Source organism: Enterobacter sp. MF024, assembly GCF_005843915.1.
Lineage (GTDB): Bacteria > Pseudomonadota > Gammaproteobacteria > Enterobacterales > Enterobacteriaceae > Enterobacter > Enterobacter barmai.
Genome location: NZ_VCBB01000001.1, coordinates 922,231 through 935,421 on the forward strand (window position 1 = coordinate 922,231; position 13,191 = coordinate 935,421).

The following is a 13,191-nucleotide window of genomic DNA, read 5'->3' on the forward strand; positions in this document are numbered from 1 at the left end:
GCGGCCTCAGAACAGATCGCTGCGCGATTTCAGCAGCGATTCCACGTCTTTATCCACTTTGATGTGGATTTCATGTTCAATTTTGACGTTCATGTTGATGGTGATCGGCTCCTTCGACGCCGCCACTTCGATCCTCGGCGTGCAGCCTGTGAGCGTCAAAATCACAATCGCGGTGAAGCCACCGGCCAGCTTTTTCATGGTTGTTCCTTACATTCCTTGCCTGTCGGACAGCGGTTATCCGGTAGTGCTGCGTGCTCCTCCAGCCACGTCTGCAGCTTGTCGCCAAAACGCAGGCTGCGCCAGAGGGTAAACACGTTCTCCTGATGGGTGTAGTTGAGATTAACGGCCTGCGTCTGGCCCTCGACGCGGCTGGCGCCACGCAGGGTCGAGGCGAGGGTTAATTCACCCAGGTTATCTAAATTGAGTTTCGTCCACGACTGCGAAATTTCCATATAGCGAAGCCAGTTAATCGCGCCCCCCGCCGCCCCGTTCTCTTTGACCAGCGCATCGGCGGTGTCTTTATCGAGACGCAGGGTCATGGGGCCAGCGTTGGTCAGCCAGCCATCTTTGATGATCCACCGGTCGTTGTCCAGCCATAAGGGCAGCGCCCCGCTGAACGGCCCGGAGAGGGCAAACTGTTTGGGATTAATCGCGCTAATCAGTTCGCTGGAGGAGATGTTCTGCACACGCAGAAGCGCCGCATCGTGCTGGGGCATGCGCAGCTGCTGAAGGGCAACTTTGCCGCCCAGCAGATCGACGCTGACGTTGCTCAGCAGCAGCGGGTTCGGGTCGCTCCAGGGGTAATCGCCCTGCAGATCCGCAGTGATATTGCGGGCGGTGACCTGGTTTATCACTTCGCCAATGCGCAGCGTCACCGGGCCGTGGGTACCCAAGGACCAGGTGCCCTGGCCGAAGCGGAACGGCAGGACAAAATCGACGCCGTTGATTTTGTTGTCCGGCATCCAGACGCTGCCGCTTTTCAGCACCCCGTGACCACCGGCCTCAAAGCCCTGATCCGCCGCCGCAGAATAAGCCACCTGGGCATAGAGCTCGCCGTCCTTGAGGGTCATCTTCCAGTCCGGTGGGATCAGCGGCTGGAAGACGGTTAAGGACTGCTTCGGCCACCACGCCTGACCGCGCAGGCGCTCCCCGTCCCAGCGCCCGTTCAGCTGTACCGGGCCGATGGCCCGGGCATTGAGGGCGCCTTTGTAGTTGAAAAACGTCGGATCGCTGCCGTCGACGCTGAATTTGATCGTCGAAGGCGGTAATACGCTGCCGCCGGTAAAGGTGGTTTCTCCGGCATCAAAGGACAACGCGCCGCTGAAGTGCGGCTTAGCAGGATCGCGCTGCCAGCGAATCGGGCTATCCAGCACCATGCGTGGCGCGCTGGCATGCATTGTGCCGTACTTTAGCTGGTCGAAACCGGTGGAAAGCTCGCTGAGCTCAATCACGCTGTCGCGCCACTCGCCCCTGCCTGCCACGTCCCAGCGGGCCTGCATCGGGGTGAAGTTGCCCTCGCCCCAGTAGCGCCATTGCCACAGGCCGTTGTCCGGCAGGAAATCACTGGCCCGACCGTCGAGATGCAGGGTGAAATCCCCCATCTCCTGCTCATGGGCGCGCAAAATGGCCTGCAGACGCCCGTCGATGCCTTTACGGGTGAGCGCCACGCCAGCCAGCGGCCAGCGAACCTCGTCGATATTCAGGGAGTCGATAATCCGCCCCCGCGAGCGCAGCAGCGCCCCCGGCGCAAACGCCAGCCGGGGATCGGCAAGACTGCCGGTCAGCGTGGCGGGCAGCTTCGCGTAGAGCGTCAGGTCGTTCTGTTTGGCAATGCCCGTAAGCTGCATCGGCATTGCGCTGTTATCCATGCTCAGCTTGCCAGGGCCAAAGGTCAGCACCGCATTGCCCTTCCCGGCGTCGCCCTGGGTCAGCACGTTCATCCGCCCGCTGATAACAGCCTTTTCCGTCCCCTGCTGCCAGTTATCGATCTTAAGCCCCAGCCGTCCGCTCAGCGGAATTCCGGCCTGATCCCAGCGCCAGCGCCCGTCGCTGATGGTGAGCTGTTCCGGGGTGATCTGCCAGGGAAGATCCAGCAGCGGCTCGCCGCTCTCCCGGGCAATCATCACCAGCTGGCCCTGATTGTCCTGCCACGTCAGTTCGCCATCCACAAGCGTTGGGATCTGCGGCACCGAGAAGGTCGCCACCGTATGCCCCTGCACCGGCAGGCCATCCGGCACCAGCGGCAGGGTAAATTCCCCCACCAGTTTTACCGGCTGGGGATTATCGGGAAGATGAAGCGTGACGTCGGTGACGGTCAGGGAACGCCCGCGTAGTTTTCCCCGCAGGCTAAACTTATCGCCGTGGTAGACAATTTCCTGCAGCGACGGCGTCAGCGAGGCGGTGAGTTTCCCCTCCCACGCCTGCCAGGGGGAGAGCGTCAGACGGTCGATGGTCAGCCAGGTGTTGGGCAGTAGGGATTGCCATTCGGCCAGAGTCCTCGGTGCGGCGGGCGAAGGCTCGCTGGCGGGGATTTTACTCAGGCAGGCGCTGTTGAGATCCAGCGCGCCGATGTTGATTTTCCAGCGGCTGGGGTGGCTGAGGGTGGCATCTTCGACGCGGGCAATTTCGCAGTCATCCACCAGATAGCGCAGATCGGCGATCACCAGCGCGTTGCGGGTTAAGCGCGGGCTTTTCTCAAAGGCGATGCGGGTCCCGGCGGGCAGCCAGATCCCGGCGAGCGTTGGCACCCACTGCGCAAGGGTCAGCAGCAGCGTTAACGGCAAAAGAATGATGAGCAGCAGTAGCGCGATCGCGGCTTTGTATGTACCCCTCATGGGCAGTTAATATCCTGATTTAGCAAAAAAATTAGCCGACAGTGCCGAATATTGTGGCATGTTTAGCCCGCCAGTTGAAGCGAACGCCATTTTTAAGGATAGTTGCTACATAATTATTCAGAGAACTTATTAAATTCAATAATATTTTATAAATTGTAAGATTATTTTAATCATGCTAACGTAATTGAAAACTCACTGGAGAAAGTCTTATGAAACTCGCTGTATACAGTACAAAGCAATACGACAAAAAGTATCTGCAGCATGTTAACGAGGAGTATGGCTTCGAACTTGAATTTTTCGACTTTCTGCTTAACGAAAAAACCGCTAAAACCGCGCATGGTTTTGATGCAGTCTGTATTTTCGTTAACGATGACGGCAGTCGTCCAGTGCTGGAAGAGCTGAAAAAACAGGGTGTGAAGTACATCGCTCTGCGCTGCGCGGGCTTCAACAACGTGGATCTGGATGCGGCGAAAGAGCTGGGTCTGCAGGTGGTGCGCGTTCCGGCCTATTCGCCGGAAGCGGTGGCGGAACATGCTATCGGCCTGATGATGTCCTTAAACCGTCGTATTCACCGTGCTTATCAACGCACCCGTGACGCGAACTTCTCTCTGGAAGGTCTGACCGGGTTTACCATGTACGGCAAAACTGCCGGGGTGATCGGCACTGGTAAAATCGGCGTGGCGGCACTGCGGATCCTGAAAGGATTTGGTATGCGTCTGCTGGCGTTTGACCCGTACCCAAGCGCAGCCGCGCTGGAACTGGGCGTAGAGTATGTCGACCTGCCGACCCTGTACGCGGAATCCGACGTGATCTCCCTGCACTGCCCGCTGACCGCCGACAACTACCATCTGCTGAACCAGAGCGCCTTCGACCAGATGAAAGATGGTGTGATGATCGTCAACACCAGCCGCGGTGGCCTGGTCGATTCTCAGGCCGCCATCGAAGCCCTGAAAACGCAAAAAATCGGCGCACTGGGGATGGACGTGTACGAGAACGAACGCGATCTGTTCTTTGAAGATAAGTCTAACGACGTGATTCAGGATGACGTGTTCCGCCGCCTGTCCGCCTGTCACAACGTGCTGTTCACCGGCCACCAGGCGTTCCTGACCGCTGAGGCGCTGATCAGCATTTCAGAAACCACGCTGGGCAACTTGAGCCAGCTGGAGAAAGGCGAGAAGAGCCCGAACGCGTTGTTTTAAATTTTAGGGCGTGTCCTACAGGGATGTAGGGTCACTGCTCTTGAAGTGAACGGAACTACCCTCAGTGCGGCATGTTCCCCCTCACCCTCTCCCCAAAGGGGAGAGGGAATAAACCCCGCCCGGCGGCGCTACGCTTGCACGGGCCTACAAAACCCAAAACCCAATCCCCCGGACATTTCAGATTAACCCGCAAGACAATCTTATCCACTGCAATACACTATCCATTAGCTATTTACGCAGTGAATATACCGAGAAGAAACATGAAAACGCTCGTCGCAGTAACACTCCTCAGCATGGCGCTGACAGGCTGTGTCAATCCAGGGAAAGCCTCTGTACAGGAAGAACAACTCCAGCAGCACCGCTTCGTGCTGCAAAGCATCAACGGCACCGCCATAGCCCCGGTCGCCACGCCGCCGGAAATCACGTTTGGCGAAAAAATGGCGGTATCAGGGGTGATGTGCAACCGCTTCAGCGGCCAGGGCAAGCTGTCTGATGGCGAGCTTAAGGTTAAGGAACTCGCCATGACGCGTAAACTGTGTACCGAGCCACAGCTGAACGAGCTGGATCACGCCATTGGAACGATGCTGCGCAGCGGTACGCAGGTCGATCTGACGGAAGATGTGTTAACCCTGGCGACGGCCGAGTCGACGCTGGTGTTTAAACGCGCAGAGTAATCAGTAACTTCCGCACGAACCTACGGCAAGCGACTGTTCACTGCAGCGTTTGCCGTTAGGCAGCGCACACATGCCGATGGCGGAACCATCCAGCTGACGCGCAACGGACAGCGAGCCGCCAATCATGGCGCAATTGGCCTCTCCTGAACTGGACATAGCCGCCCTCATCCCCGGCGCGACGTGCGCGGCGGTTGCCTGCTGAACAGGTTCATTGCTACAGGCCGACAGTAACAAAGCGGCACACCCAACCCAAAATGCTGCGCGCATAATCTCTCCCCTCGTTGAATTGCAAAACCTATGCATAATAGGCACCCCACGCCCTGCCGTCGAGAGCCGAAGCGCGGTTTTATGCGCTGTGAAAACAATTGCAGATTAATTTCAGGCAAAAGTTTGATCAAACCATTGATGGCGTTAATGAGCAGGACACAAAAGCGAAAATCGTTTCAGCGCCCCTTTGCTAAACTTAAAAGATAACTACAGGCCCCGTCGAAGCGTCACGGGTCCCTCTTTTCTTTGCGCAATGTAAGGGTGTCATATGCAAACTATTGACGGTAATGGCGCAGTCGCGTCCGTCGCGTTTCGCACCAGTGAAGTGATCGCCATCTACCCCATTACACCCAGCTCAACCATGGCGGAACAGGCCGACGCCTGGGCCGGGAACGGGCTGAAAAACGTCTGGGGTGATACGCCTCGCGTGGTGGAAATGCAGTCGGAGGCCGGGGCGATTGCCACCGTCCACGGCGCGCTGCAGACCGGGGCGTTGTCCACCTCGTTTACCTCGTCCCAGGGGCTGCTGCTGATGATCCCGACGCTGTATAAGCTCGCGGGACAACTCACCCCTTTCGTGCTCCACGTCGCGGCTCGCACCATCGCCACCCATGCGCTGTCGATTTTTGGCGATCACTCCGACGTGATGGCCGTCCGCCAGACCGGTTGCGCCCTGCTCTGCTCCGGCAGCGTGCAGGAGGCGCAGGATATGGCGCTGATCTCCCACATGGCGACGCTGAAAAGCCGCGTGCCGTTTATTCATTTCTTCGACGGTTTCCGCACCTCCCACGAGATTAACAAGATCAAGTCGATCGCCGATGACACGATCTTAAAGCTGCTGCCTCAGGCGGAGATTGACGCCCACCGCGCCCGCGCGCTGAACCCGGAACACCCGGTGATCCGCGGCACCTCCGCCAACCCGGACACCTACTTCCAGTCCCGCGAGGCGACCAACCCGTGGTACGACGCGGTGTATGACCATGTGGACCAGGCGATGGCCGACTTTGCCGCTGAAACCGGGCGCGAGTACAAGCCGTTTGAGTTTTACGGCCATCCGCAGGCGGAACGCGTCGTTGTGATCATGGGTTCCGCAATTGGCACCTGTGAAGAGGTGGTGGATGAACTGCTGCGCCGGGGCGAAAAAGTGGGCGTGCTGAAGGTGCGTCTCTACCGTCCCTTCTCGGCAAAACATCTGCTGGCGGCGCTGCCGGAAAGCGCGCGGTCGGTAGCGGTGCTGGATCGCACCAAAGAGCCCGGCGCTCAGGCCGAGCCGCTCTATCTGGACGTGATGACAGCCCTGGCGGAAGCCTTTAACAGCGGCGAGCGCGAGACGTTGCCGCGGGTGATTGGCGGGCGCTATGGCCTGTCGTCGAAAGAGTTTGGCCCCGAATGCGTACTGGCCATCTTTAACGAGCTGAGCGCCGCGAAGCCGAAGCCGCGCTTTACCGTCGGCATCTATGACGATGTCACCAATTTGTCCCTGTCGCTGCCGGAAAACACCCTGCCCTCCACCGCGAAGCTGGAAGCGCTCTTTTACGGGCTGGGCAGCGACGGCAGCGTATCGGCCACCAAAAACAACATCAAGATCATCGGTAACTCCACGCCGTGGTATGCCCAGGGCTATTTCGTCTATGACTCGAAAAAAGCCGGCGGGCTGACGGTTTCTCACCTGCGCGTCAGCGAACAGCCGATCCGCTCGGCGTATCTGGTATCGCAGGCCGATTTCGTCGGCTGCCACCAGCTGCAGTTTATCGACAAATACCAGATGGCCGAGCGCCTGAAACCAGGCGGGATTTTCCTGCTGAATACGCCCTACAGCGCCGACGAGGTGTGGGCGCGCCTGCCGCAGGAAGTGCAGGCGGTACTAAACCAGAAAAAAGCGAAGTTCTATGTCGTTAACGCCGCCAGAATCGCCCGCGAATGCGGCCTGGCGGCGCGTATTAATACCGTGATGCAGATGGCGTTTTTCCATCTGACCCATATTCTGCCGGGCGACAGCGCGCTGATCGAGCTCCAGGGCGCGATTGCCAAAAGCTACAGCAGCAAAGGCCAGGAGCTGGTGGAGCGCAACTGGCAGGCCCTGGCGCTGGCGCGGGAGTCGCTGGCGGAAGTGCCGCTGCAGCCGGTAAATGCCCACAGCCCGAACCGCCCGCCGGTGGTGTCGGACGCGGCGCCGGACTTTGTCAAAACCGTGACCGCCGCGATGCTGGCCGGTCTGGGCGATGCCCTGCCCGTCTCTGCCCTGCCGCCGGACGGCACCTGGCCGATGGGCACTACCCGTTGGGAAAAACGCAATATCGCCGAGGCGATCCCGATCTGGAAAGAGGAGCTGTGCACCCAGTGTAACCACTGTGTGGCGGCCTGCCCGCACTCGGCCATTCGCGCCAAAGTGGTATCACCGGAGGCGATGGAGAACGCCCCGGCCAGCCTGCACTCGCTGGATGTGAAATCCCGCGACATGCGCGGCCAGAAATACGTTCTGCAGGTGGCGCCGGAGGACTGCACCGGCTGTAACCTTTGCGTGGAGGTCTGCCCGGCGAAAGACCGACAGAACCCGGAGATCAAGGCCATCAACATGATGTCGCGCCTTGAGCATGTGGAAGAGGAGAAAGTGAATTACGACTTCTTCCTCGATCTGCCGGAGATCGATCGCAACAGCCTGGAGCGCATCGATATCCGAACTTCGCAGCTGATCACCCCGCTGTTCGAATACTCCGGGGCCTGCTCCGGCTGCGGCGAGACGCCGTACATCAAGCTGCTGACCCAGTTGTACGGTGACCGGATGCTGATCGCCAACGCTACCGGCTGTTCGTCCATTTACGGCGGCAACCTGCCGTCAACGCCATACACCACCGACGCCAACGGCCGTGGTCCGGCGTGGGCGAACTCGTTGTTCGAAGATAACGCCGAGTTTGGGCTGGGCTTCCGCCTGACGGTGGATCAGCACCGCGTGCGGGTAATGCGTCTGCTGGAGCAGTTTGCCGATAAGATCCCGGCGGAGCTGAACACCGCCCTGCACAGCGAGGCGACGCCGGACGTGCGCCGTCAGCAGGTGGCCGAGCTGCGCCAGGCGCTGGCCGGGGTGGACGGTGCGCAGCAGCTGTTAACCGACGCCGATGCGCTGGTTGAGAAGTCAATCTGGCTGATTGGCGGCGACGGCTGGGCGTATGACATCGGCTTTGGCGGCCTGGATCATGTCCTGAGCCTCACCGAGAACGTCAATATTCTGGTGCTGGATACCCAGTGTTACTCCAACACCGGCGGTCAGGCATCGAAGGCGACGCCGCTGGGCGCAGTGACCAAGTTTGGCGAACACGGCAAACGCAAGGCGCGTAAAGATTTGGGCGTCAGCATGATGATGTACGGTCATGTTTATGTGGCGCAGATCTCGCTGGGTGCGCAGCTGAACCAGACGGTAAAAGCGATCCAGGAGGCTGAGGCCTACCCTGGCCCGTCGCTGATCATCGCCTACAGTCCTTGCGAAGAGCATGGCTACGATCTGGCGCTCAGCCACGATCAGATGCGCCAGCTGACCGCGACGGGCTTCTGGCCGCTGTACCGCTTTGACCCGCGTCGTGCCGATGAGGGCAAACTGCCGCTGGCGCTGGATTCTCGCCCACCGTCAGATGCGCTGGCAGAAACGCTGATGCAGGAACAGCGGTTCCGTCGGCTCAATGCCCAGCAGCCTGACGTGGCAGAGCAGCTGTGGAAAGACGCCGCCGCCGATCTGCAAAAACGCTACGACTTCCTGGCGCAGATGGCCGGGAAAGCCGAAAAATCGGCCAGCGAATAACCCGTTCAAGCCCGGCATCTCCGGGCTTTTTTACGCATAAAAAAGGCCCGCCAGAATGTTCAGGCGGGCCGCTTCCATTTATGAATAAATAACAGTTCAGCTATTTAAACCTTATTTGTTCATTGATCAGAAAAATTTACTACAGGCATATAACGGGGAAAGTGTACTGATTTCTACCGGGAAAAGGTAATTTTTATTTCATATGATTTAATTCAATACATTCACCAAAATTATAACTATTTCTTCAGCAGTAATTCCTTTAGATTTTACTTAACTGGTAACAATTATGTTTTATCGTCTGGCGAGAGAGTGATTTAGCATGAGACCACTTTCCAGCGCAGGAAGTTCCATGGAAAGTTTAAAAATATTTAAAATATAAAAACAGCATAAGGATTAGTCATCATGCAAAGAAAAGTACTGGCTCTGATGATCCCAGCCCTGTTAATGGCTGGCGCAGCACATGCAGCAGAAATTTATAATAAAGACGGCAATAAATTAGATCTGTACGGTAAAGTGGACGGTCTGCATTATTTCTCCGACAACAGCAGCGCTGACGGTGACCAGACATATGTTCGTCTCGGCTTTAAAGGTGAAACCCAGATCAACGATATGCTCACCGGCTACGGCCAGTGGGAATATAACGTTCAGGCAAATAACACTGAAGGTTCTGGCAACCAGTCCTGGACCCGTCTGGCGTTTGCCGGTCTGAAATTTGGCGACTACGGTTCATTCGATTACGGCCGTAACTACGGCGTACTGTACGACGTGGAAGGCTGGACCGATATGCTGCCAGAGTTCGGCGGTGACTCTTACACCAATGCCGATAACTTCATGACCGGTCGCGCCAACGGCGTGGCGACCTACCGTAACAGCGATTTCTTCGGCATGGTTGAAGGCCTGAACTTCGCCCTGCAGTACCAAGGCAACAACGAAGGTTCCGGTAACGGTAACGAAGGCACCAACAACGGTCGTGACGTGCGTCATGAGAACGGTGACGGCTTCGGTATCTCCACCTCTTACGACTTCGGCATGGGCATCAGCGCAGCAGCGGCATACGCCTCTTCTGACCGTACCAACGACCAGGTGAGCAACACCACCGCAGGCGGCGACAAAGCGGACGCGTGGACTACAGGTCTGAAATACGACGCCAACAACATCTACCTGGCGGCCATGTACTCCGAAACCCGTAACATGACCCCGTACGGCGACAACGAGCACGCGGTAGCTAACAAAACGCAGAACTTCGAAGTGACTGCGCAGTACCAGTTCGATTCAGGTCTGCGTCCGGTTGTCTCTTACCTGCAGTCCAAAGGTAAAGATCTCGGCAACGGTCAGGGCGATCAGGATCTGGTTAAATATGCTGAAGTGGGTGCGGTTTACTACTTCAACAAAAATATGTCCACCTACGTTGATTATAAAATTAACCTGCTGGACGAAGACGACCAGTTCTACAAAGATAATGGCATCGGCACCGATGACATCGTAGCTTTGGGTCTGGTTTACCAGTTCTGATGAAATTAGCCCGCGTTACGGCGCGGGCTAAGGCTTTATATTGGTTAAATGATCTGCTTCTTTAATATCCATTTCCCTGTCCCGCTCAAATATTCAGATTTGCTATAGCGCCTTTTACACACTTTTTGTTGCGCCAACTGGACGAGTTGATACAAGATAAATCGCATGTCTGCCCGGCTGTAAAGGACTTGCTATTATGAATCATCATACCGTTAAATCTTCGCGCATCGCCTCGATTGCCTACGATAAATGCAATGAAACGCTGGAGGTCCGTTTTCTGGATCGCAGCGCCTGGCAATATCAGCCGGTTCCGGTACGGATTTTTAACGACTTTTTGAACGTGGTTTCAAAAGGTCGATTTTACGATGGCGTTGTGAAGGGCAAATTCAAAGAGAAAAGAATCGCCTGAGCCCCTCTCAACTGCATCTTTATTCGTCCGGAGTGGCGCGATAGCTCAACACGCCAGCAACGCCGCCACCGCCATCATTGGGGTGAACCCTGCCTTCCATCACCAGCACTTCCGGGAAATCAAACGGCGACACACCCTCAATGCAGGCGACGTTGACGCCATACTGATTTGGGTTTGAACGCCGCTGATGGAAAGTGTAAATCCCACAAACAGAACAGAAATAGTGAACCGCCGTCTGAGTGTTGAAGCGGTACTCGGTCAGCAGCGACTCGCCCTGAACAATGTTGATACCGGATAACGGCGCGGAAACCGCGATCGCCCCGCGCATCCGACAGAATGAGCAGTTACAGCGCCGGATGGTATTGAACCCGTCCGAGAGTTCGACGGTAAAGCGGACCGCGCCGCAGTGACACTGAGCAGAGACAGTATTCGCCATTGCAGGCTCCTTTCAGGTAAGCATGTTCTACATGAGCGGCGTGACGCCATGCCGCGTACTGACTAAGTGTATGCCAGACGCTCCGTCAGCGGCGGATATATTCCTCCGCGCTCTTTTTCAGATACGCTTCCTGAAATATTTGTTCTGAATAGGTAAGCTTCATCACCGGCGATAAATAGGGCGCATCAAGCTCGATTAAATCGTCGTCATTCTGGTATCTGGCGTATTTATCTCCGGCGAAAGAGATCTGTTTTTTCAGCACGACATATTTATGCGCCAGCATACTTTCAACTTCATCAAATCGGCTCTTATCCAGCTCAAGCATAATGGCGGTGATCTTGCCGTCCTTATTGAAGATTACGGCGTTGTTTTTTACTCCCTCTAAACCCAGCTCCCGGTTAGGGATAGAGAATATATCGCCGTCGCTCCACTTACTGCGCCCTTCATGCAGGGACGAGGGATAAGCCGTAATAAATTGCTGGAGCGTGGTTTTGCCTAACGTCAACCCCATTGCCGTTGTGTTTGCCCGGACGGATGAAAACATTGCCAGTAAAATAAAAATACCCGCCAGTAATTGCCACTGTTTACGCATCGTTATCACCTCATTGTAATAGTCCTGTTTTGCCCACCATCGTCTTTATTACCTGTCTCTTCTCTATCGTACAGGGTCAACTATTATCGGCCTATGCGCCTTTATGGTGAGTGGGTTGCAGTGATACAGCACTACCTACTGAGTGAGGAGATGGCGAAAAAGGCATAAAAAAGCCACCCGTAAAAACGGGTGGCGGGGGTATGACTCACGGTCAGCTATTTTTTAACAGGTTGGGGCTTCTTGTCGCCCGATTCCGGCGCTTCGCGCGGGTCATCTTTTTCAACATACTGCATGAGTACCTCCCTTTTGTGGATGGACTACAACTATAGACTGCATTGCAGAAAAACAGCCAGGCGGCAAATAGCGAAAATCATGGTGTACTGGAACGCGAGCCTTTGCTGTAAAACGTGCTGACATTCATCGCCGTAATCCGTACCATACACGCCATATTTTTTTCATGTTGATCTGCAGTCCGCCCTCTTCAGGCCGGGCCGCCTGAGCTGCTTTAGCCACGAACGAATTGAGCCACTATTAAATGTCGCAAAATCAAGATATTACCAAGAAAGAACAGTACAACCTGAACAAACTGCAAAAGCGTCTGCGTCGTAACGTGGGCGAAGCCATTGCCGATTACAACATGATTGAAGAAGGCGACCGCATCATGGTCTGCCTGTCCGGCGGCAAAGACAGCTACACCCTGCTGGAAATTTTGCGCAATCTTCAGCAAAGCGCGCCGGTCAACTTCTCGCTCGTTGCCGTTAACCTGGATCAGAAGCAGCCAGGCTTCCCGGAGCATATTCTGCCGGAATATCTGGATAAGCAGGGCGTTGAGTACAAGATTGTTGAAGAGAACACCTACGGCATCGTTAAAGAGAAGATCCCGGAAGGGAAAACCACCTGCTCGCTCTGCTCCCGGCTGCGCCGCGGCATTCTGTACCGCACGGCCACCGAACTGGGATGCACCAAGATTGCCCTCGGCCACCACCGCGATGACATCTTACAGACGCTGTTCCTGAACATGTTCTATGGCGGCAAAATGAAAGGTATGCCACCGAAGCTGATGAGCGATGACGGGAAGCACATCGTGATCCGCCCGCTGGCCTACTGCCGCGAGAAGGACATCGAGCGTTTCTCCGAGGCCAAAGCCTTCCCGATCATTCCGTGCAACCTGTGCGGCTCGCAGCCAAACCTGCAGCGTCAGGTGATTGCCGATATGCTGCGCGACTGGGACAAACGCTATCCTGGCCGGATCGAAACCATGTTCAGCGCGATGCAGAATGTCGTGCCTTCACACATGTGCGATATCAACCTGTTTGATTTCAAAGGCATTAAGCACGGTTCTGAAGTGGTTAACGGCGGCGATCTGGCGTTTGACCGTGAAGAGATCCCGATGCAGCCCGTCGGCTGGCAGCCGGAAGAAGATGACTCTCAGCTGGATGAGATGCGTCTGAACGTTATTGAAGTGAAGTGATTTT

The 13,191-nt window shown here is 56.2% G+C and carries 12 protein-coding genes; 6 read left to right on the forward strand and 6 right to left on the reverse strand.

Annotated elements, in window-relative coordinates:
• Nucleotides 1-6: 6 nt before the first annotated feature.
• Nucleotides 7-198 (reverse strand): YnbE family lipoprotein, encoded by a 192-nt coding sequence (locus FFB58_RS04515; RefSeq protein ID WP_039028506.1) that lies wholly within the window; start codon nucleotides 196-198, stop codon nucleotides 7-9.
• Nucleotides 195-2,834: a YdbH family protein gene (locus tag FFB58_RS04520; RefSeq protein ID WP_138369150.1), complete on the reverse strand. Its 2,640-nt coding sequence runs from the start codon at nucleotides 2,832-2,834 to the stop codon at nucleotides 195-197. Before FFB58_RS04520 ends, FFB58_RS04515 begins: the two co-directional genes overlap by 4 nt.
• A 209-nt stretch (nucleotides 2,835-3,043) precedes the next feature.
• On the opposite strand from FFB58_RS04520, the gene FFB58_RS04525 reads away from it, so the two are divergent.
• Both FFB58_RS04525 and hslJ read left to right on the forward strand, forming a co-directional pair.
• A complete protein-coding gene (locus tag FFB58_RS04525; protein ID WP_039028504.1) occupies nucleotides 3,044-4,033 on the forward strand; it encodes a 2-hydroxyacid dehydrogenase in 990 nt (329 codons plus the stop codon).
• Between the two features lie 260 nt (nucleotides 4,034-4,293).
• A complete protein-coding gene (gene hslJ, locus FFB58_RS04530; protein ID WP_039028503.1) occupies nucleotides 4,294-4,707 on the forward strand; it encodes a heat shock protein HslJ in 414 nt (137 codons plus the stop codon).
• Here hslJ and FFB58_RS04535 read toward each other — a convergent pair whose 3' ends face one another.
• Nucleotides 4,708-4,974 carry a DUF333 domain-containing protein gene (locus FFB58_RS04535; protein WP_039028502.1) on the reverse strand — a complete coding sequence of 89 codons (267 nt, stop codon included), beginning with the start codon at nucleotides 4,972-4,974 and terminating at the stop codon, nucleotides 4,708-4,710.
• A 268-nt stretch (nucleotides 4,975-5,242) separates the two neighbouring features.
• Between FFB58_RS04535 and nifJ the strand changes: the two genes are divergently transcribed.
• From nifJ to FFB58_RS04550, 3 genes are all read left to right on the forward strand, one after another.
• Nucleotides 5,243-8,767 carry a pyruvate:ferredoxin (flavodoxin) oxidoreductase gene (gene nifJ, locus FFB58_RS04540; protein WP_138369151.1) on the forward strand — a complete coding sequence of 1,175 codons (3,525 nt, stop codon included), beginning with the start codon at nucleotides 5,243-5,245 and terminating at the stop codon, nucleotides 8,765-8,767.
• Nucleotides 8,768-9,169: 402 nt separating this feature from the next.
• Nucleotides 9,170-10,279 (forward strand): porin OmpC, encoded by a 1,110-nt coding sequence (gene ompC / locus FFB58_RS04545; RefSeq protein WP_138369152.1) that lies wholly within the window; start codon nucleotides 9,170-9,172, stop codon nucleotides 10,277-10,279.
• Between the two features lie 196 nt (nucleotides 10,280-10,475).
• Nucleotides 10,476-10,688, forward strand: coding sequence for a KTSC domain-containing protein (locus FFB58_RS04550; protein ID WP_039028499.1), 213 nt, complete (start codon nucleotides 10,476-10,478; stop codon nucleotides 10,686-10,688).
• 19 nt (nucleotides 10,689-10,707) lie between these two features.
• Here the strand turns inward: FFB58_RS04550 and FFB58_RS04555 are convergent, their stop codons facing one another.
• The 3 genes from FFB58_RS04555 to FFB58_RS23005 form a co-directional block, all read right to left on the reverse strand.
• Complete coding sequence (locus FFB58_RS04555; RefSeq protein WP_138369153.1) at nucleotides 10,708-11,124, reverse strand: GFA family protein; 417 nt, start codon at nucleotides 11,122-11,124, stop codon at nucleotides 10,708-10,710.
• An 85-nt stretch (nucleotides 11,125-11,209) separates the two neighbouring features.
• Entirely contained in the window at nucleotides 11,210-11,716 is a 507-nt protein-coding gene (locus tag FFB58_RS04560; RefSeq protein ID WP_138369154.1) for a hypothetical protein, read from the reverse strand.
• A gap of 215 nt (nucleotides 11,717-11,931) precedes the next feature.
• On the reverse strand, nucleotides 11,932-12,009 hold the full coding sequence (locus FFB58_RS23005; RefSeq protein WP_225759512.1) for a hypothetical protein: 78 nt from the start codon (nucleotides 12,007-12,009) through the stop codon (nucleotides 11,932-11,934).
• Nucleotides 12,010-12,251: 242 nt separating this feature from the next.
• Between FFB58_RS23005 and ttcA the strand changes: the two genes are divergently transcribed.
• On the forward strand, nucleotides 12,252-13,187 hold the full coding sequence (gene ttcA, locus FFB58_RS04565) for a tRNA 2-thiocytidine(32) synthetase TtcA (RefSeq protein ID WP_138369155.1): 936 nt from the start codon (nucleotides 12,252-12,254) through the stop codon (nucleotides 13,185-13,187).
• Nucleotides 13,188-13,191: the final 4 nt, after the last annotated feature.